This window comes from Enterococcus sp. AZ089 (genome assembly GCF_050547225.1).
GTDB classification, from domain to species: domain Bacteria; phylum Bacillota; class Bacilli; order Lactobacillales; family Enterococcaceae; genus Enterococcus_D; species Enterococcus_D entomosocium.
This window is the reverse complement of record NZ_CP172954.1, coordinates 1,837,744-1,856,846: the sequence shown is the minus strand read 5'-3', so window position 1 is coordinate 1,856,846 and position 19,103 is coordinate 1,837,744. Positions and strand designations below refer to the sequence as shown.

20 protein-coding genes are annotated in these 19,103 nt (G+C 43.3%); 2 read left to right on the top strand and 18 right to left on the bottom strand.

The genetic code is table 11. The annotated features are described in order from the left end of the window. Positions 1-9: 9 nt before the first annotated feature. The 18 genes from IGJ01_RS08645 to IGJ01_RS08560 form a co-directional block, all read right to left on the bottom strand. On the bottom strand, positions 10-489 hold the full coding sequence (locus IGJ01_RS08645; RefSeq protein WP_005235941.1) for a DUF6530 family protein: 480 nt from the start codon (positions 487-489) through the stop codon (positions 10-12). Positions 490-678: 189 nt separating this feature from the next. Continuing rightward, positions 679-936, bottom strand: coding sequence for a TfoX/Sxy family DNA transformation protein (locus IGJ01_RS08640; RefSeq protein WP_005235943.1), 258 nt, complete (start codon positions 934-936; stop codon positions 679-681). Next, positions 929-1,471 (bottom strand): GNAT family N-acetyltransferase, encoded by a 543-nt coding sequence (locus tag IGJ01_RS08635; RefSeq protein ID WP_008379907.1) that lies wholly within the window; start codon positions 1,469-1,471, stop codon positions 929-931. The genes IGJ01_RS08640 and IGJ01_RS08635 overlap by 8 nt, the downstream gene beginning before the upstream one ends. 177 nt (positions 1,472-1,648) lie before the next feature. Then, complete coding sequence (locus IGJ01_RS08630; RefSeq protein ID WP_005235946.1) at positions 1,649-2,497, bottom strand: DegV family protein; 849 nt, start codon at positions 2,495-2,497, stop codon at positions 1,649-1,651. 93 nt (positions 2,498-2,590) lie between these two features. Then, entirely contained in the window at positions 2,591-3,865 is a 1,275-nt protein-coding gene (locus IGJ01_RS08625; RefSeq protein WP_008379906.1) for an LCP family protein, read from the bottom strand. 116 nt (positions 3,866-3,981) lie between these two features. Continuing rightward, positions 3,982-4,452: a GNAT family N-acetyltransferase gene (locus IGJ01_RS08620; RefSeq protein ID WP_005235950.1), complete on the bottom strand. Its 471-nt coding sequence runs from the start codon at positions 4,450-4,452 to the stop codon at positions 3,982-3,984. Continuing rightward, entirely contained in the window at positions 4,427-5,308 is an 882-nt protein-coding gene (pheA, locus tag IGJ01_RS08615; RefSeq protein ID WP_008379903.1) for a prephenate dehydratase, read from the bottom strand. The genes IGJ01_RS08620 and pheA overlap by 26 nt, the downstream gene beginning before the upstream one ends. A 1-nt stretch (position 5,309) precedes the next feature. Further along, entirely contained in the window at positions 5,310-5,816 is a 507-nt protein-coding gene (locus IGJ01_RS08610; RefSeq protein WP_008379901.1) for a shikimate kinase, read from the bottom strand. Then, positions 5,813-7,102, bottom strand: a complete 1,290-nt coding sequence (gene aroA, locus IGJ01_RS08605) for a 3-phosphoshikimate 1-carboxyvinyltransferase (RefSeq protein WP_244731644.1) — start codon at positions 7,100-7,102, stop codon at positions 5,813-5,815. The genes IGJ01_RS08610 and aroA overlap by 4 nt, the downstream gene beginning before the upstream one ends. 9 nt (positions 7,103-7,111) lie before the next feature. Beyond that, positions 7,112-8,194 carry a prephenate dehydrogenase gene (locus tag IGJ01_RS08600; RefSeq protein ID WP_008379898.1) on the bottom strand — a complete coding sequence of 361 codons (1,083 nt, stop codon included), beginning with the start codon at positions 8,192-8,194 and terminating at the stop codon, positions 7,112-7,114. Between the two features lie 45 nt (positions 8,195-8,239). After that, a complete protein-coding gene (gene aroC / locus IGJ01_RS08595; RefSeq protein WP_016620144.1) occupies positions 8,240-9,406 on the bottom strand; it encodes a chorismate synthase in 1,167 nt (388 codons plus the stop codon). A gap of 19 nt (positions 9,407-9,425) precedes the next feature. After that, positions 9,426-10,481 carry a 3-dehydroquinate synthase gene (aroB, locus tag IGJ01_RS08590; RefSeq protein WP_430601621.1) on the bottom strand — a complete coding sequence of 352 codons (1,056 nt, stop codon included), beginning with the start codon at positions 10,479-10,481 and terminating at the stop codon, positions 9,426-9,428. Between the two features lie 36 nt (positions 10,482-10,517). Further along, on the bottom strand, positions 10,518-11,543 hold the full coding sequence (gene aroF, locus IGJ01_RS08585) for a 3-deoxy-7-phosphoheptulonate synthase (protein WP_005226100.1): 1,026 nt from the start codon (positions 11,541-11,543) through the stop codon (positions 10,518-10,520). Between the two features lie 40 nt (positions 11,544-11,583). Continuing rightward, positions 11,584-12,453 (bottom strand): shikimate dehydrogenase, encoded by an 870-nt coding sequence (locus tag IGJ01_RS08580; protein WP_176374274.1) that lies wholly within the window; start codon positions 12,451-12,453, stop codon positions 11,584-11,586. A gap of 414 nt (positions 12,454-12,867) precedes the next feature. Continuing rightward, positions 12,868-13,626, bottom strand: a complete 759-nt coding sequence (locus IGJ01_RS08575) for an ABC transporter ATP-binding protein (RefSeq protein ID WP_008379891.1) — start codon at positions 13,624-13,626, stop codon at positions 12,868-12,870. Next, positions 13,626-14,510, bottom strand: a complete 885-nt coding sequence (locus IGJ01_RS08570; protein WP_008379889.1) for an ABC transporter permease — start codon at positions 14,508-14,510, stop codon at positions 13,626-13,628. The genes IGJ01_RS08575 and IGJ01_RS08570 overlap by 1 nt, the downstream gene beginning before the upstream one ends. Positions 14,511-14,588: 78 nt before the next feature. Next, positions 14,589-15,641 (bottom strand): tryptophan ABC transporter substrate-binding protein, encoded by a 1,053-nt coding sequence (gene trpX, locus IGJ01_RS08565; protein ID WP_010748363.1) that lies wholly within the window; start codon positions 15,639-15,641, stop codon positions 14,589-14,591. A gap of 377 nt (positions 15,642-16,018) precedes the next feature. Further along, the gene (locus tag IGJ01_RS08560; protein WP_005235969.1) at positions 16,019-16,594 is read right to left on the bottom strand and encodes a hypothetical protein; all 576 of its coding nucleotides are present in this window, start codon (positions 16,592-16,594) and stop codon (positions 16,019-16,021) included. A 126-nt stretch (positions 16,595-16,720) separates the two neighbouring features. On the opposite strand from IGJ01_RS08560, the gene IGJ01_RS08555 reads away from it, so the two are divergent. Then, positions 16,721-17,119, top strand: coding sequence for a DUF1622 domain-containing protein (locus tag IGJ01_RS08555; RefSeq protein WP_005235970.1), 399 nt, complete (start codon positions 16,721-16,723; stop codon positions 17,117-17,119). Between the two features lie 108 nt (positions 17,120-17,227). Continuing rightward, complete coding sequence (gene efbA, locus IGJ01_RS08550; RefSeq protein ID WP_244733634.1) at positions 17,228-18,928, top strand: fibronectin-binding protein EfbA; 1,701 nt, start codon at positions 17,228-17,230, stop codon at positions 18,926-18,928. Positions 18,929-19,103: the final 175 nt, after the last annotated feature.

Genomic DNA, 19,103 nt, shown 5'->3' with positions numbered 1-19,103 from the left:
CTCCTTTTCTTAATAACCTAGCTCATCTAAAAGCCGCTTTAGGATTTTGAAGCGTTCGCCGTATAGCTCGCCATCTTTTTGCAAGGAATCATAAAAAAGTAGAATGTCTTCATCGATCTTAGGATTTTCGGTGTCTACTTCAACGGTCATACGATTTCCTTGTAAGCCAATGATCTCGATCAACGGATTTTCAGGATCGTAAAACTTTTCATGGCGATAAGCCTCTTGAAAATACAAACTGGATTGCGCCACTAAGATTGCTAGATCTAAGATTCTAGTGAGCGGTAGTTCTTCTGACTGACGAGACCATTTTTCACCTGTGTGGCGCCAAACCTTGCCTGAGATATCGACTTTTCCCCGGTCGTTCCATTGTGCCAATCCGAGGGAAAGGCCTTTTGCATCCGTATGTAACGCATTTTTTCCGTCAACAGTATCATAGTCTTCCACTTTAATGACGGGCTTATGTTTCAAGTTTTCTGGTATTTTCATTGTTCTCACTCCTTGTTTAGTAAATTACTAATTTACTAGATAGAGTAAGTATAATGAGGAAGCTAGTTTGGGACAAGCAAAAGGTCTTTTCTAGTAGCTAGGGACAGATGTCTATAGAAAAAGCACTTGATAAGAAGTATCTAAAAACAAACGCTCTTAAAAAGTGCTTTTTTATGACGCATTACTTCACTAGCTCAATTGATTGAAAAAAAGGCGCAATTCTTGCTTTCTCTGACTTGCAAGTTGGGCTTTGGGAATGCCTTGGATCGCCCCTTCAATACCATAGAGCATATGGAGGCAAGCGCCCGCATCACATTGTTGGCGGATCGTCACAAAAATGGCTTCGGCCGTTTTTGTGCGCAATTGTTCAGGGGTACTGATGCCGATACGAACCAGGTGATCCGCTAAAACTTGGCCTACATTTGGTAACTTTTGCAGTTCATTCATAGGTTTCTCCTTTTTGATTGTTGTCATCCTGCCCGTCTTCCTCTTGACGAATCAACGCATAGAGTTTCATATCTAACAGCTGATGGTTTTTCTCCGCATGCTTTCGCAAAACGCCTTCTAATGTAAAACCTGCCTTTTCCAACACACGACAAGAGGAATGATTCTTCGCAAAAGATTCAGCAGAAATACGAACGATAGTTGAAGTAGTAAATATATAGTCACATAGTTGTTGAACGGCTTGTGTCATCAAACCTTTTCCCCAGTACTCTTGTGCAATAGAGTAGCCAATCTCAGCCGTTCTATAATGGATATTTTCTTTGCGAACAGCACGGATACTGCCGACTGCTCGGTCATCCACAGTGATTGCAAAGGCAAATTCTGCTTCTTCCACAGATCGAATATAGGCTTGTGCATCTGCGACCGTATACGGGAATGGCAACCCCTCCCGTAAATAATCGTGGATGGATTGATTATTTAACGCATGGGCTAAATCTTGCGCATCGCTCATTTGCCACCTTCTTAAGGAACACTTCATAGCAATTCCTCCTTTGCCAGTCCTTCATTTTGATCCTATTGTACGAGTTTGTGTGATTTTTTACAAGCGAATCTCAAAAAAGCAGAAAAAAGAACCAGCTAGACGAACGTCTAACTGATTCTTACATACATTGTCTTGAGGAGATAATGGCGTGAATAAACATAGAAAAAATAAAAATTATTGCGCTGAAATAGCGATGCCAATGGCTTTTTCCCCTAAATGCGTGCCGATAACTGGTCCGAAGTGACCAATCTCAATTTCTGCATTTGGGTATTTCGCTTGTAGCTTCGCTTTTTCTTCTTTCGCTACTTCTAAATTATTGGCGTGGATTACATAAAATTTAACAGGCAATGCGATTTCTTGCTCCCGTTGACCAATGATATCTTCCGCGCGATTGAATGCTTTTTTGCTGGAACGAATGCGCTCGTAAAGCACAATTTTTCCTTGATCAAAGGTCAAAATCGGTTTGATTTTTAATAATCCGCCAATCAAGGCTGCTCCATTGGTTAAGCGACCGCCACGAACCAAGTTATTCAAGTCGTCAACGATCAAATAGGCATAGGTATTGTCTCTGATAGTGTCCAGATGGGAAATGATCTCTTCTACGGTTTTGCCTTGACTTGACAGATCAAGAGCGGTTTCTACCATGTGCCCCATCGGCATACTTGTGATTTTCGAATCGTAAGGAATGATTTGAACGCCTTCGATTTCATCGGTAATTCCATAAAGCGTTCCGATAAATCCAGAGATACCGCTTGATAAGTGGATACTAATGATCGTGTCGTAACCGCGATCTTTCAATGACTCATATAAGGCTAACACTTCTCCTAATACCGGTTGAGAAGTGGTTGGGAATTCTTTGCTGTTTTTCAACAAAGCGTAATACTCATCAGCTTCAATGTCGATGCCCTCATTGTAGACTTTTCCATCTAAAATAACAGGGATCGGTATGATAAACAAATCTTCATGGTTTTTGATCCGTTCCGGCAGATAAGCTGTACTGTCAGTAACAACGGCTAATTTCATTCTTTTTCCTCGTTTCAACAAATTTCAAACGTCATTAATAATATAGCATAAATTTACTTACTTTCAAATGGTTTTCAGAACTTTTCATTCTGCTTACTCATTAAGAAAATTCCTGATCGCTTGTTGATTGGTTTCAAGATTGACGACTAACACACTTCCGGCACTCGCACTTGAACCGTATTGCCAAGAGTCAGCGACTGGGACAGTCAAGCTGTCGACTCCTCCCGCCCCTCGAGCAATCGAGAAGGTATTTTTTAATAGGAAAGACATTGGCAGGTTGGTGGAAGCATAGCCTAAGACTTTTCCAGCTGCATAAGGCAATTTTAAAATAGCTAAAGGATTTTTCATTTCGCTAAAGATCGCATCCATTACTTGCTGCTGTCGTCTTACACGACCGAAGTCACCTTCTTCGTCCATCCGAAAGCGTGCGTATTGCAACAGCTCAAGCCCATTCATTTGTTGTTGCCCTTGCTTGATGGCAACTTCAAGATTTTTACTCATATCTTTTTCCGCGTTGATAGCAACGCCTGAGGGAAACAATGTGTCGATCACTTTTTCAAAGGAACGAAAGTCAACTTTTGCATAATAGTTGGTTTCTAGCCCGAAGTTCTCCGCTAACGTTTGTCTAACCAAATCAGCACCACCAAAGGCATAAGCCGCATTGATCTTGTTTTCGCCATAACCGGGAATCGTAACTAAAGTATCCCGCATAAAGGAAAGTAGCTTCGGTTGCTTACTGGGACCATCTAATTGCAAAACCATAATAGTGTCTGCTCGTCCAGCTTCTCCTTCACGACTATCACTACCAATGAGCAATATATTCCGAGCACCATTTGCAGCGGCCGTACCATTAAAGGTCTCTTCATCAGTCGTAGCAAAAGCAGCGTCACTTCTTGCGACTTGCTGACCGACAAGAAACGCAATCAATGAATAGGCAAAAAGCACCAATAGTACCCGAACCACAATACGCAGAACTGGGTGCTTCCGCTTTTTCTTTTGTTTGGGTTGCTTGGTCTTCTTAAGCTTTGGCGGTTTTTGTTTGCTTTGTTCCTGGCTTTGATGCATCGCAGGCCCCTGAGCAGATAGCGGGGGGATTGCGCTTTTTCGTCCCTCAGATTTTTTTGCTCCTACTTGTGACTGTTCTCGGAAACTTTGGGCCACACGAGGGTCGCTTGCCCTAGACTGCTGGGTGTTTTGATAAGAAATGTCTCCTACCCGCTCATCAGCAGACGGAGTAGAATCGCTCGGTCTGACGCGCTGGTTTCTTCTTTTGGCTTCTCTGCGGGCAAAGATACTTTCTTTGGCTGCCTCACTGGATTCCTTTTCTAGCCGCTCATGCAGTTTTTTATTTTTTTCCATCCTGCTCATTGCTTCTGATCCTCCAACTAAAAAATAGCTCTCTGTCTATAAGGATACCCTAGACCTTATAGAAAGAAAGCTATTTTCTGAAATTTTAACCTTTTTCTAGGAAATTTCTTCATATTTTACCTTAGATGCTTTGATGCACCTTGTCGTATGCTCACAAATCCTGCTTGCTCATAAAATGATTTCACTTGGTTTGCCGACCAAAAGTTTAGTGAGAGATCATCGAAGCCTTTTTCCAGCGCAACGTTTTCAGCAAATGCCAACAATTGTTTTCCAATATGCATCCCTTGGTACCGAGGGTCAACAGCGATCGCTGCAATTTCCAGCCACTTTCGTTCATGCATCATCGCATTTTGTGGCAAACAGACCTCTTGAAGATGCACAAAGCCACAAGGCTGGTCCGCCAACCAAGCGATAAAAAAGTGGTGGCTTGGCTCTTGCAGCTGCTGTGTGATTGCTTGTTCAAATCTTGACTGATCAAAGGGCTTAAAAATCGTTGGGTACCATTGATGGTGCTGTGTTTGGATCTCTTTATGAAACGTTGCTAAAAGGGTTTCATCTTGGCTAAATTTTATTTTGACTTGAGTCATTTTTTGTCACTTCCTCAACAACATTTACGGAATACACGCCGAGAAGATGGACTTGACCACCCAACAACTGAATCTCTTCAAAAGCATTTACAATCAGTTGCCACGGCTTGTCCATCACCAGATCGATCACGAAAAAGTATTCCCCTAAGGTGGTTTTTGAAGGCCGCGATTCAATTTTGCTTAAATCAATTTCTCGCCAGCCAAAGGTTGCTAAGATTTTGTGCAAGATCCCCGGTCGGTTTGCTGGGAGCGTCACAAAAATCGTTGCTTTCTCAGCAGTCTGCTCTGGTAACTGGGTGTTTGCTGCTTTCTTCGTCAAAACCCAAAAACGGGTTTGATTAAAGGCAACATCTTGAATATTGGTTTCTTTGATCGTTAATTGATAGGCCAATGCCGCTTCTTTGGAAGCAATCGCCGCAACTGCTTCTTCTGGATGTTTTGCTACGTAGGCTGCTGCAGTCGTTGTGGAAGCAACCGCCTCAACAGTAGCTCCAGCAAATCGGGCTTCGATGAAGTCGGCACATTGCGCTAAGGCTTGCGGATGAGAAATAATCTTAGTGATGGGACGGTTGTCTTTTGCTGTTTGCTGAGAAACTAACAATTGATGATTGATCGGTAAAATAACTTCCTGTTCGATGCTCAACTGATTTTGACGAAAGAGCGTATCAATCGTGGCATGAACAGACCCTTCTAATGAGTTCTCGTTCGGAACGACCGCGCGATCGATCACGCCGTTAGCTAGCGCTTGAATACAAAGCGGAATCGATCCATAGGGGATACAGGTATTTTCCGGATAAGCTTCTTGCGCAGCTATATGCGTAAAGGAACTTTTCGGTCCTAAATAACCAATCTTCATTTTATGCACCCGCTTTGATCAAAATTTCCTGTACGATTTCTTCTGGTGCTTTGTTCGTCGTTTCAACGATCAATGAAGCAGTTTCTTCATAAAGAGGGATCCGAGGACGGTAAACAGCCAATATTTCTTCTGGTGATTTTGAGACGACTAAGGGACGAATGCTGCCATTATCCGCCTTTAAGCGATGAATCAGCTCCTCGGGATCTGTTTTTAAATACACGACGAGCGGCATCTCTTTTAAAAGTTGACGATTTTCTTCTTTTAATACGATGCCCCCACCAGTGGAAATAATTTGTTCCTTTGCCAAAGTTTTAGCTAAAATATCCGTTTCGATTTTGCGAAAGGCTTCCTCACCGTGTTGGTCGAAAAATTCTTGAATGGTCATGCCGATCTCAGCAACGATCAAGTCATCAAAATCCACATGAGACTGTTTCGTTTCTTCAGCCAAAAGACGACCAATCGTGGTTTTTCCAGCACCCATAAATCCAATTAATATCACTTTTTTCACTCGCTGTTTCCTCCTTTAGCCAAACGTGCGACATCCTCAAAAAAATCAGGATAAGAAACTGCTACGGCTTCGGCTTTTTCTAATTCTACCTCTTCATCTGTCAATAAGGCGGCAATTTGCAGCATCATGCCGATGCGATGGTCCCCCCGACTTGACACACGTCCGCCATGCAAAGGGGTTGGACCGTTGATGATCAACCCGTCCTCGGTGGGAGTGATGTCCGCTCCAAGTTTTGTCAACTCTTCGGCAGTTGCATCAATTCGGTTGGTTTCTTTTACTTTTAGTTCTTCCGCATCTTTGATCACCGTTTTGCCATGAGCCTGCGTGGCTAACAACGCAATGATCGGCAATTCATCGATCAAACGTGGGATAATATCGCCAGCGATGGTCACTGCCTGCAAGGTAGAACTTCGAACGGTAAGGTCAGCTGATTGATTCTGATCGTCTTGATTAGAACAAGCAATTGAAGCACCCATCTCCTCTAGTACGTCAAGAATTCCTGTACGAGTGGGGTTGATCCCGACATTTTTTAAAACGATCTCACTTTCTGGCATAATCGCGCCGGCTGTTAGGAAAAAAGCAGCGGAGGAAATATCACCAGGAACAATTACTTCTTGTCCTTGGAGTGTTTGAGGTCCCGTCACAGTGATCGTTTTGCCTTGTGTTGTAATGACACCACCGAATTGACGAATCATTTCTTCGGTATGGTTGCGACTTGTCTCTTTTTCAATAATCGTCGAGGTACCTTGTGCTTGCAATGCCGCAAAAATCAGCGCCGATTTTACTTGGGCACTTGCTACGGGCATCTGATAATTGATGGGCTGTAAAGAAGCAGTACCATTAACGGTGATCGGTGGGAACTCCGTCTGCTCATGCCCTCTCACATTGGCACCCATTTCTCTTAATGGCAGCATCACTCGGTTCATCGGACGTTTATTCAAAGAGTTATCGCCGAATAAGGTGGTTGTAAATGGCTGTCCAGCCAAAATCCCCATCATTAAGCGAATCGTTGTACCAGAATTGCCGATATCAATTGGGTCTTGGGCAGGCTTAAGGCCATTAAAGCCCTGTCCTTCAATCGTGATCGTCTGACCGTCATCATGGATTGGAACGCCTAATGATTGAAATGCATGAAGGGTGCTATAGCAGTCTTCTCCACGCAAGAAATTACGGACAATCGTTGTCCCTTCGGCTAACGCCCCGAACATGATACTACGATGCGAGATTGATTTGTCAGCAGGGACTGCTATCGTCCCTTTTAGATGTGTTGCTTTTTTTAGTTTCATAACGGCCTCCTATTTTTTTCGACATGAATAGGTCGTCTTTTTTTGAATCAGCTGCTCTGCTTGCAGCAAATCATTTTGCGTTTTGAATGAAATCTGTAAAACACCAATAATATCTTCTCGAGTTTCAAGAATTTTCAAGTTGATCAAAGAGAGCTGATGTTCGCTCAATAGCCCCGTCACTTCAGCGACAACGCCGGGATGATCCGGTACATCGATGAATAGATCATAGAATGCTGGGATCGCCCCATTTTGATGAACCGGCAATTGATCCCGTGTTTCCTTCGCGGATTCAAAAAACCGAAAGATCGCCCGTTCGTCTTTTTTCTGCAACCAGTGAGCCATGGTCGTCATTTGTTTTTGCCACTCATCGATCAGCTGCAGCAGCTCCTGTCGATTACTCAATAAGATATCGGTCCACATACGAGGATCTGAAGAAGCAATGCGAGTGATATCGCGAAAACCGCCTGCTGCAAGTTGCTGTGCTCTAGGGTGTTCGTGGTTGAAGGCATCTGCCTGATTGACTAATCCCGAAGCAATAATATGAGGCAGATGGCTCAACATCCCTGTGATTTGATCATGCTCTTGGGGAGCAAGTGCCACATATTTGGCTCTAGTGCCGCGAAAAAGCTCTTGTAGTTCTTCCACCCGCTGACTTTTCGTCGGTGTGAAGATATAGTAAGCATTCTCGAAAAGGTTCTCATCGGCTGCTGTGATCCCTGATTTATGAGAGCCAGCCATCGGATGGCCCCCAATAAAATCAAAGGAAAAGGACTCGGCAAATTGCGTGATTTCCGCTTTGGTACTGCCGGTGTCTGTTACTAGCACCGAAGGCTTTAATGAAAGTGCCCCCAGTTCGGCAAGATAGTTTTTGGTGATCTCTACCGGCAATGCCAACAAAATCACGTCGGCACGGACAGCACCTTCAGAAAATGAAGGGGGCACTTCGTCTACTAAATTTGTTGCTAATGCGATCTCATTGGTTTCCTGACAATCCCACCCCATCAAATGCACTTGCGGATGTGCCTTTTTGATACATGTTGCTAAGGAAGCGCCGATCAATCCTAGACCGGCGACGAAGATATTTTGGCTCATGAAAAGAATCCTCATTTCTACTGGAATTTTTTGCTGTTTCTTTAATCAGTAGGTTAACAAGTATTCTCGATACGCCTGAACAGATGCGGTCAATTCTTCGAAAGAATCACTTGGAAACTTTTCTAATAGTTCATTGGCCACCACTGTTGCCACCACACTCTCACAAACAACACTAGCTGCTGGTACAGCGGTGCTATCTGAGCGTTCGACGCTTGCTTTATACGGTTCTTTGCTGTCGATATCAACACTTTGCAACGGCTTGTACAAGGTCGGGATCGGCTTCATAACCCCGCGAACCACAATTGGTTCCCCGTTCGTCATGCCGCCTTCAAAACCACCTAGGTTGTTGCTGCGACGGGTGTAGCCCCGTTGTTCGTCCCATAAAATCTCATCCATGACTTTAGAACCCGGTAAAACACCTGCCTCAAAGCCAACACCGAACTCAGCACCTTTAAAGGCGTTGATACTGACCACGGCTTGGGCAATCTTCGCATCAAGTTTTTTGTCCCATTGCACGTAACTGCCAAGACCAGCAGGAACGCCGCCAACAAGCACTTCCACTACGCCGCCGATCGTATCACCATTTTTCTTCGTTTGATCGATCAACTGTTTAATTTCTTCCTCGACAGATGGATCTAAGACTCTTACTTCCGAGGCTTCAGAGCGTTGTGCGATTTCTTTGACAGTCAAGCCTTCTGGAATTTCTGCTTTGATGCCGCCTAACATCGTTACATGACCTGCCACATCGATGCCAAGCTCCTTCAAAATTTTCTTCGCGATTGCGCCGATGGCTACCCGCATAGTCGTTTCCCGGGCAGATGAACGTTCCAGGACGTTTCGTAGATCTTGATGGTGGTATTTCATGCCGCCGACCAAGTCAGCATGACCAGGTCTTGGTCGTGCCACTCGTCGTAGTTTGCGGTCTTTTTCTGGTACCTCTTCGATTGCCATGACCTTGGTCCAATTTTTCCAATCTTTGTTCTCGACCACTAAAGTCACAGGAGAGCCTAATGTTTTTCCATGACGGATACCGGAAGTGATACGGACTTGGTCTTTTTCAATCAACATCCGTCCCCCACGACCATAGCCGGTTTGTCGTCTCGCTAATTCAAAATTGATGTCTTCTGCTGTTAATGGCAATCCTGCCGGTAACCCTTCGATAATGGCGGTCAACTCTGGTCCATGTGATTCGCCTGCTGTAATATAACGCATGATCCGTTACCTTCCTTTCTTATACTAGGTAGTCTTTGATTTTTTCAGTCGGGATCGTCACGATTTTCGCCTGACCGATCGCTTCTAATAGAATAATCTTCAATTGTTGCCCGCGGGCTTTTTTATCATGAGTGATTGCTTGGTATAATTGCTCTTTATCTATTTCCCTTGGTGTAATCGGCAAGTGAAACTTCTCAACCATTTCTGTAAGTTGCTGGGTCGTACCTTTTGGTGTTAATCCGGTGACTTCTGCATGTCGGGTGATCATAATCATCCCCATCGCAACGCCTTCTCCGTGACTTGTCTCAAAAGAAGCCGTTCTTTCTAAGCCATGACCGATCGTATGACCGAAGTTCAGTGTCAGACGACTACCATGATCAAAAGGGTCTTCTTCCACTACTTTTTGTTTAACCTTTAAAGAAGCTGTGATCACATTTTCAGCGTGGGCCAACAAATCGGCTTCATCTTTCAAACCTGCTAACGTTTGCCAAAGTTCAGGATCTGCAATAGCGGCTGACTTGATGATTTCAGCAATGCCTTCTTGGACGCGTTTAAGCGGCAAACTTTCAAGTAAATCTGGATCGATCATCACCCCGGCTGGTTGGGCAAACGTGCCAACGAGATTTTTGGCACTGCCAGTATTTACAGCTGTTTTCCCGCCGATACTTGAATCGACCTGTGCCAATAACGTCGTCGGAATCTGCAAGAAATCAATGCCGCGCATATACGTAGAAGCAACAAATCCTCCGAGATCACCGATCACACCGCCACCAAGGGCAATGATTCCATCGCTTCTGGTCATTCCGAATTGGGCAAGACCATCATATAAACTAGCTGCTTGCTCTAGTGATTTGCTTTTTTCGCCGGCTGGTACGATTAACAGTGTCGCTTCAAACCCGGCAGCGGTTATGGAATCAACGATTTGTCCGCCATACAGGGGTGCGACATTGCTGTCTGTAATGACGGCAATGCGCTGTTTGTCCCACAACTGTTGTACCCAAGTTCCAACTTTTTGAAACGACCCTCGTTTGATGAGGATATCATAGGAATGTTCTTCTAAGTGAATGTGTAACATTGATTTTTGCACCTCTTTTATTGGTTGTCTTCACGCTTAGTCTTGCAACGCTTTGATTTCTTTCATCGCTTTTTCCATGATATGGACTTCTTTCATCATGTTCATGTACGTTTTTTCATTAAGTGATTGAGGGCCATCAGACCAAGCATTGGCTGGATCTGGATGGATCTCAACGATCATCCCATCGGCGCCAGCAGCAACACCCGCTCTTGCCATTGGTGGTACAAGATCCCAAATACCTGTTCCATGACTAGGATCAACGATGATTGGGAAGTGGCTCAATTTTTTGATGATTGGTACTGCACTTAGATCAAAGGTATTACGGGTTGCTGTTTCGTAAGTTCGGATCCCACGTTCAATGAAAATCACTTCACTTTTATCTTGAACGGCGATGTATTCCGCAGCATTCAACCATTCGTCGATCGTGCCTGAGATGCCTCGTTTAAGGCCAATTGGTTTCCCGGTTTTTCCAACGGCAGCTAGCAATTTGAAGTTTTGCATGTTCCGAGCACCAATCTGTAAAATATCACTGTATTCCGCCACCATATCGATATGCCCTTCGTCCATGACTTCTGTGATGACTTTCATGCCAGTTTCATCAGCTGCTTGGCGAATGTATTTTAGCCCTTCTTCTTCAAGCCCTTGGAATGCGTAAGGCGACGTGCGGGGTTTGAAGGCACCACCACGTAAGATTTGTGCACCACCAGCTTTGGCGATTCGGGCACATTCACGAATTTGGTCTAATCCTTCAATCGAACATGGACCAGCCATCGTAACAAAGTTGCCGTCACCGATTTTCACACCATCTACATCCACAACCGTATCTTGCGGATGGAACTCACGAGAGGTCAATTTGTAAGTATTTGAGATCCGAATGGCATCTTCGACACCTTCGTAGCTGCGAAAAGCAACATCTTGGATGCGGCGTGTATCCCCTTTTAACCCGATAACGACCTGTTCTTTTCCTTGGTTGACTTGAACATCTAAGCCTTCTTTTTTGATTCTAGTTACAACAACTTCAACTTGTTCTGGCGTAGCGCCTGGTTTCATAATTACGATCATTTTATCTTCCTACTTTCGTTTTTTCTAATTTTTTTATTTTTTACATGGATTCAATAAGTGCTTTTACTTTTTCAACAGGCATTTCTTGGCCTGTCCAAAGTTTAAATGCAGCTGCACCTTGATACAGCAACATGCTTAAGCCGTTTGCAGTTTTGGCACCGACTTCTTTCGCATCTTTCAAAAGCTGCGTTTCTCTTGGATTATAGATGACATCATAGACAGCTAATGATTCCCGCAAGAGTGTTTTGTCTTTTAGAGGACTTACCGTATCATTCGGCTTCATCCCCACGCCAGTAGCATTAACTAAAAGACTGCTTTGATCGATGGCTGTTTTTAGAGCCGTCTGATCTTCTAAATCCGTTAATGTGATCTCAGAGGCGGTCTTTTCTGCGATCTGTGTCAATTTTTCCTGGATGATTGGATAAAACTCATCCTTGCGGTTAAAGACACGGATCGTTTTGACACCATCTAGTGCAGCTTGACTAATGATTGCTGTCGCTGCTCCACCTGCACCGATCACAGTCATCGTTTTTCCAATGATCGACACTTGAATGTCTTCAAGTGCGCGCATAAAGCCGATACCATCTGTATTGTGACCAATCAATCGCCCCTCTTGATTGACGATTGTATTGATTGCGCCGATCAGCTCGGCTGCTGGTGAGCATTCATCCATCAACGGTACTGCTGCCATTTTATGGGGCATTGATAGATTGACACCTAAGAGATCCAACTGACGGATGCTTTGGATACTAGCGGCTAAATCATCCGGCTCAACATCAAAGGCCAGATACACGGCGTCGATCCCTTGTTCTTCAAAAGAAAGATTGTGCATCGCTGGAGAGATGCTGTGTTTGGCTGGTTTGGCAAATAGCGCCGCCAACCGTGTGTGACCGGTTATCATTTGTTTCATCTGGTTCATTCCTTTCAACAAAAAAAGATGTCCACCGTAAATTTAAGAATCTACAGTGAACACCTTCAAACATTACATATCGGCAAAGCTAGATATGTGAATATAAAAAATAGCCACTATAGATTTTACGATCTACGTGGCTGCGAATTCATTACGAAATGCTCTAGCCATCATAGATACAAACTTAGCGTTTGTACCCATGCCTTCATGAATACAAACCTATCTAAAATAGCTAAAGTAATATTTATTCAGTTGTGTGGGGTTCGTTAGCAATAATTTTTGCATAGTCCTTCGCTCCAAACTGATGTAAGATTGACCTAAGTATAGGTTTAACTTTGAAAGATGTCAATGATTTTTTCTTATTTTTTTCATTTATTTGATTATTTTTTTTGAAAACACTGTTCTATCAAGGGTTTATAAGTCGTCTTCAAAGAACAGCAACAGTTCTGGTAAACTTAAGCGAGCTTTTTCATCTGCTGAAAGATCCTTGACGATTTCCCCTTTTCTGAGCAGGATCAGGCGGTCTCCGTATTTTAATGCATCTTCCATCCGATGGGTGATCATGAGACAAGTTAGGTTTTGTTCTTCCACGCGTTTTGCTGTGATTTGCATCAGCTGTTTGGAGGTCTTTGGGTCTAACGCAGCCGTATGTTCATCTAGCAACAACAGTTTTGGTGTTTGAATCGTTGCCATCAATAAACTTAGTGCCTGTCGTTGACCACCAGATAAACTGCCCGTTGGCGTATCCAAATGATTTTCCAACCCATTGCCGATTTCTTTACAAAGGGCATAGAACGTTTCTCTTTGCCCTTGGAGTTGTCGAAGACCTAGTGACCGTTTTTCCCCTCTTTTTTGTGCTAATAGAAGATTTTCTGCCACTGTCATACGGGGAGCCGTCCCCATTTTCGGGTCTTGGAAGACACGTGCCAAAAAGCGGGCGCGTTTTTCTTCCGAAAGTGCGGTCACGTTTTGATCATCGATCATCACTTGCCCACTCGTCAAGGGCATGGTGCCTGAGATGCAGTTGAATAACGTACTTTTGCCGGCGCCATTTCCTCCGACGACCGTGACAAATTCTCCTGGTTTTAAAGAAAGATCGATTTTATTCAAGAGTACTTTTTTCTCATTCGGTCCGTTGCCGACAACTTTAAAGGCTTTTTTTAAGGCTAACATTATTCATCCTCCGTTTCAAAACCAGTGCGTAGATGCAAGGCTTGTTTAAATTGAGGGATCAACAGGCAGATCGTCAAGACGATTGCAGAGAAGATCTTCAAGTAAGTCGTATCAAATCCAGCTTTGATCACAAATAGGATCAATAATTGGTAGATAATGCTGCCGATTACGATAGCGATCAGACGTTCCAGCAAGGTCAATTCACCATATAATACCTCACCAATGATGATTGACGCCAGTCCGATAACGATCACACCGATTCCCTTGCTTATGTCGGCGTAGCCGTCGTTTTGAGCGATCAATGCGCCTGAGAGTGCGATCACGCCATTGGAGACGATCAGTCCAATGATTTTCATTCGATCCGTATTGATCCCCATTGACTTGGCCATGTGTTCATTATCCCCGGTAGCAATATAAGCTTGACCCAAGTTGGTATGGAAAAAGTAAACCAAGACGCCCCCAATCAACAAGACCATGATCAATCCGATAATCACCGTATCATAATAATTCGGTAAATTCATTCTAGTAAAAAAATCTTGAATTTTCGGTTGGTTTAATAAAGAGAGGTTTGGTGAGCGCATCACAAACAGCATGACCGAGTTCAATGAAGACATCACCAAAATACCTGCTAAAATCACGGGAATTTTGCCTTTTGTATAAAGAAGTCCTGTCACACAGCCCGCACACATCCCAGCCAATACTCCTAACAAAGTCGCTAAGACGGGCGACACCCCATGGGTGATCGCTGTCACACAGACAGCACCGCCTAACGGAAAGGACCCTTCCGTCGTCATATCCGGGAAATTCAAAATACGATAGGTCATAAAAATCCCTAATCCCAGGATTCCCCAAAGTAGCCCTTGCCCTATTGCTGAAACAATCATCATTCTTCCTCCATATTCTTACAAGTTTTCTCTTTCAAGACTCTCTCGGTGATCGCAGGTGATTGCTGTTCCTAATTGTTACTCATCACTTGCTTCACTTTCCGGTGTCGTTGTAATCAATTTTGCCTCGTCTTTGAGGTTTTCTGGGATAGTGATTCCCAATAACTGCGCTTGTGTTTCATTAATGATCGTTTCGCCATCGCTGAATGTATAGATCGGAGTTGTCGCAGGTTCGGCCGTCCCGTCAAGAATTGCTGCCACCATCTTCCCAGTTTCGACCCCAATCGTAAATTGATCTTGCCCAACCGTTGCTAAGCCGCCTTGTTCCACCATCGTATCAACAGACGTGATGATGGGCGTTTTTGATTTATTGGCTTCTTGTACTACCGTCTGCATTGCGTTTGCGATCGTGTTATCTAACGGAATATAGATAAAGTCGACTTCTCGTGCCATCACTTGCACCATTTGAGCAATTTCGTTACTTGAAGGAACGGCATACGATTTGCTGGTCAAGCCATTTTCTTCGGCAGCAGCTTCTGCTTCTGCCACTTGGTATTTCGAATTGTCTTCAGTCGAAGAATACAAAATGCCGACTGTTTTTGCCTCTGGCAGCAAATCTTTTGCTAGTTTGATTTGTGCAGCAACTGGTGCTTTATCGGAAACACCAGTGATATTGCCGCCGGGTTGATCCATATCTGCCACGAGATTTGCCCCAACTGGATCAGTGACCGCTCCTAAAACGATCGGTACATCCTGAGTGACATTCGCCAACGCTTGTGCCGCGGGTGTTGCTACCCCAACCAAAACGTCGGCATCTTTATTTAGCAGCTGCTGGCTCATCGTTGCCAATTTGCTTTGATCCGCTTGACCGTTCTGGAATTCGATCGTCAAGTTGTCCCCTTCGGTATAGCCTGATTCTTTAAGGCCTTCTTTGATCCCCTCGGTGATCGCATCTAACGCTTCATGACTGACAAACTGCAGGATCCCAACTGTTTTTTCAGCTTTTTCTACTGGTTCCGAAGTCTCACTGGCTTGATTGGTCCCACTTCTCATTCCTAACTGATAGACAAAGGTCGCTCCTAAAAATAATAAAATAACGGCAACCGATGCAATTAATCCCTTGTTTTTCATTTTTCATTCTCCTTTTTCTGCTTACGTTTTTCGTGTTTTCGTTTTTACGGTTTTTGAGAACAAAAAAAGCAACTGCCTATGTGACGGCAATTGCAAGTAAGCAAAAGCCGCATAGAAGGTTGTCCTATGCGGCGATAAATTCAACTACCAGCATAGATACAGCACTTTAGAAGGTTCTCTAAAAAGTTGTATCTATGGAATGAGGTCCCATCAATACAACTATCTACGCCAGTTTTGCCATGATTTCACTTGCAATGGAATAAATAGTTTCATGATTGTTCCTCCTTCTCAACTTGTTTTCTTTCTTGATTGAATTCAGTTTAGCCTATTGATAAAAAAACGTCAACAATTTTCTGTCAAATTGTCAGATTTTTTTATCAATCATTGGCAGAAGAACGAATCGTCCACATGGGTAAACGATTCAATTCTGGGATGAATTCCGTCGTTGGCTGCTCAAATGAATCAAAAGTAAAGCGATTTTTCTCGACTCCTTCTTCATAGAAGACAAAGGTCACTTTATCAGGATCAATGTCATATTCATTGGAGAAAAATGCCACGTCATAGACGATCGGATAATAAAAAAATGTTCGATTCATTTCGTCTTCCTGTGCTTGGATCAGATCAAACACTTGATCCAGCTGTGGGCCATTTGGTTTACTGTACATCACAGAAATCGCTCTTGTTTCGCGAATCGTCTTATCAGCTGTCAAATATGGTAATGGCTGTACTTTTTCCGAAGGTAACTTGTCGAAAGCGATTCGATCCACTAAAGAGGCGTTGATGCGATTTTGAGAAAAAACGATCAAGCCTGCAAAAACCAGCGCGAAAAGAATGCCTCCGATCAGCGTGAAAATCGTTTTTTTCTGATCTCGGTATAGATCATCTAACAAAGCCTGCCAGCTTTCCACTGTTTTTTCTTTCGTGTAATGAACAAAGTTCCTAACTTGTTCCATAATTTGCCCACCTTTTTTAAAAATCCTACTATTAATTCATACTATCAATTCCCTTCTAGAACGTCAAGAAACTTCACATTTCTTCGATAATTCGGTATGATAAAAGAAAACGGTAAAGGAGTCATTATGCATAATCTAGCTAGTTCTTTGATGACTGGAGCCAACCCAATCTTCGATTTCATTGTTGTCTGTTTAAACTTTCTCTCCATTTTCGTCATCGTTTGGGGTGTATTGATCGCAGGCATTGATTTCGTGCGCTACGAATTAACAGAAAAGGACCGTTTGGTGGCAGCCAGAGAGAATAATTTTATCCGCAATTATTTAGGGAGTTATGTCTTATTAGGTCTTGAGATCTTGATTGCAGCAGATATTATTGAGACGATCATCCACCCTACTTTCGAAGACATCGTACGTCTAGCTGCAGTCGTTATTATTCGAACAGTCATCTCTTATTTCTTGAACAAAGAAATTGAGCGTGCACTGCAAACCACCGATCACCAACCTAACAAGAAAAAGGAAAGCTAGCTGCCATGGCTTTTCTTTGGATTCTTCGGTATAATAGATAGGAATATTTGACATTGGAAGGATCAATCCCTCAGTCAAACTATCCTTATAAGAAAAGAGGGAAACAATATGTCTTTTGATGGTGTTTTTACCCATTTAATGGTCAAAGAATTAAAAAATCAATTAACCAGTGGACGTGTGAACAAAATTCATCAACCTTATGAAAATGAGGTCGTATTTGTGATCCGTGCCCAAGGGAAAAATCATAAACTTTTGCTATCCGCACATCCCACCTATGCTCGTGTGCAATGCACAACGATCGCCTATAGCAATCCAGAAACCCCACCGAATTTCTTGATGATGCTGCGGAAATATTTAGAAGGGGCGATCTTAGAATCAATCGAACAAATCGACAATGACCGTGTGATCCATTTTCATTTTACTCGACGAGATGAACTAGGTGATTTACAATCCCTCGTCTTGATTGTCGAATTGATGGGCCGTCACAGCACGATTTTATTAATGAATAAGACGAGCGGAAAAATTGTCGATACAATCAAACACATTGGTCATTCACAAAATACGTATCGTACTTTATTACCGGGTGCTACTTATATTGCACCACCAAAGCAAACAACACTTAATCCTTTTACAGCCTCTCGCACCAAAATTTTTGAAGAATTATCGACCATCGATCCCTTGACGGCAAAAGAACTTCAACAACGATTCCAAGGCTTAGGCCGCGATACAGCAGAAGAATTAATCGCTCGAATCAATGCCAATCCCAATGAAAAACTGCGTCAGTGGGAAGCTTTCTTTACAGAGCTTACCCAGGAGCTAGCACCAAGTTATCTCCAGTCAGAGAAAAAGGAATATTTTACACCAATTCCCTATCCATCATTGATCGATGCGACCACCACTGTCACCTCTTATCAGAGTCTGAGCGAGCTTTTAGATGCGTTTTATCACGACAAGGCGGAAAGAGATCGGGTCAAACAACAAGGTGGCGAATTACTAAAGAAGATTGAGAATGAACTGAAACGGAACCAATTGAAGTTAAAGAAACGCCAACAAACGTTAATCGATTCAGAAAACGCCGAAGAATTTCGTCAAAAAGGTGAGCTTTTGACGACCTTTATGAATCAAGTCCCCCGTGGTGCTGCTTCAGTTGATTTGGAAAATTACTATGATGAGAATCGGCTTTTGACGATCAAATTAGATCCCGCTCTTTCTCCCAATCAAAATGCTCAGAAATATTTTCAACGTTATCAGAAATTAAAAAATGCAGTCAAATTGGTCCATCAGCAGATTGCCGAAACGAAAGAAGAAATCGCGTATCTCGAATCCGTGTTAGCCCAATTAGAAATCGCCTCTCCAATGGATCTGGCGGTTATTCGGGAAGAACTGATTGCACAAGGCTATGTCAAAAATCGGACGAAACAGCGTAAAAAAGCCGCTCCTTCGCAACCAGAACGATTTCTTTCTTCAGACGGAACAGAAATTTTCGTTGGAAAAAACAATTTACAAAATGACCAACTGACCTTAAAAACAGCTCGTAAGAGTGATATCTGGCTGCATACCAAAAATATTCCTGGCTCTCATGTCATCATTCGTTCGGATGATCCTAGTGAGACAACCTTAATGGAAGCTGCAGAGCTTGCCGCATATTTCTCAAAATATCGTCAATCTGCCCAAGTACCGGTGGACTATGTGCAAGTCAAACATATTCGGAAACCGAATGGTGCCAAACCTGGATTCGTCATTTATGAGAATCAAAAAACGCTTTTTGTGACACCTGATGAGGGAATTTTGAGATTAAAACAGTCCTAGCTGCTCCTCAGTCTATTCGGATCAAAAAATCATAGTGTAATCAATAAAAGAACCGACCACAAAAGCGCTGCGAAACTACACGCGCTTGTGATCGGTTTTTATGCTTTTTCCTTCTATCTACTGCTCTTTCAGCGACAATTTTGCTTAGCTTGAAACACAAAAGGCAAGCCTTCTC

What these genes read in the sequence shown, in the direction of transcription:
- IGJ01_RS08570 (WP_008379889.1), bottom strand. Translation starts at nt 14,510, where the DNA reads ATGATTGTTTCAGCAATAGGGCAAGGGCTACTTTGGGGAATCCTGGGA.
- IGJ01_RS08580 (WP_176374274.1), bottom strand. Translation starts at nt 12,453, where the DNA reads ATGAAACAAATGATAACCGGTCACACACGGTTGGCGGCGCTATTTGCC.
- aroF (WP_005226100.1), bottom strand. Translation starts at nt 11,543, where the DNA reads ATGATCGTAATTATGAAACCAGGCGCTACGCCAGAACAAGTTGAAGTT.
- IGJ01_RS08635 (WP_008379907.1), bottom strand. Translation starts at nt 1,471, where the DNA reads ATGAAGTGTTCCTTAAGAAGGTGGCAAATGAGCGATGCGCAAGATTTA.
- IGJ01_RS08630 (WP_005235946.1), bottom strand. Translation starts at nt 2,497, where the DNA reads ATGAAATTAGCCGTTGTTACTGACAGTACAGCTTATCTGCCGGAACGG.
- IGJ01_RS08640 (WP_005235943.1), bottom strand. Translation starts at nt 936, where the DNA reads ATGAATGAACTGCAAAAGTTACCAAATGTAGGCCAAGTTTTAGCGGAT.
- IGJ01_RS08625 (WP_008379906.1), bottom strand. Translation starts at nt 3,865, where the DNA reads ATGAGCAGGATGGAAAAAAATAAAAAACTGCATGAGCGGCTAGAAAAG.
- aroA (WP_244731644.1), bottom strand. Translation starts at nt 7,102, where the DNA reads ATGAAACTAAAAAAAGCAACACATCTAAAAGGGACGATAGCAGTCCCT.
- IGJ01_RS08560 (WP_005235969.1), bottom strand. Translation starts at nt 16,594, where the DNA reads ATGGAACAAGTTAGGAACTTTGTTCATTACACGAAAGAAAAAACAGTG.
- pheA (WP_008379903.1), bottom strand. Translation starts at nt 5,308, where the DNA reads ATGAAGATTGGTTATTTAGGACCGAAAAGTTCCTTTACGCATATAGCT.
- efbA (WP_244733634.1), top strand. Translation starts at nt 17,228, where the DNA reads ATGTCTTTTGATGGTGTTTTTACCCATTTAATGGTCAAAGAATTAAAA.
- aroB (WP_430601621.1), bottom strand. Translation starts at nt 10,481, where the DNA reads ATGTTACACATTCACTTAGAAGAACATTCCTATGATATCCTCATCAAA.
- IGJ01_RS08620 (WP_005235950.1), bottom strand. Translation starts at nt 4,452, where the DNA reads ATGACTCAAGTCAAAATAAAATTTAGCCAAGATGAAACCCTTTTAGCA.
- IGJ01_RS08645 (WP_005235941.1), bottom strand. Translation starts at nt 489, where the DNA reads ATGAAAATACCAGAAAACTTGAAACATAAGCCCGTCATTAAAGTGGAA.
- IGJ01_RS08600 (WP_008379898.1), bottom strand. Translation starts at nt 8,194, where the DNA reads ATGAGCCAAAATATCTTCGTCGCCGGTCTAGGATTGATCGGCGCTTCC.
- aroC (WP_016620144.1), bottom strand. Translation starts at nt 9,406, where the DNA reads ATGCGTTATATTACAGCAGGCGAATCACATGGACCAGAGTTGACCGCC.
- IGJ01_RS08575 (WP_008379891.1), bottom strand. Translation starts at nt 13,626, where the DNA reads ATGTTAGCCTTAAAAAAAGCCTTTAAAGTTGTCGGCAACGGACCGAAT.
- IGJ01_RS08555 (WP_005235970.1), top strand. Translation starts at nt 16,721, where the DNA reads ATGCATAATCTAGCTAGTTCTTTGATGACTGGAGCCAACCCAATCTTC.
- trpX (WP_010748363.1), bottom strand. Translation starts at nt 15,641, where the DNA reads ATGAAAAACAAGGGATTAATTGCATCGGTTGCCGTTATTTTATTATTT.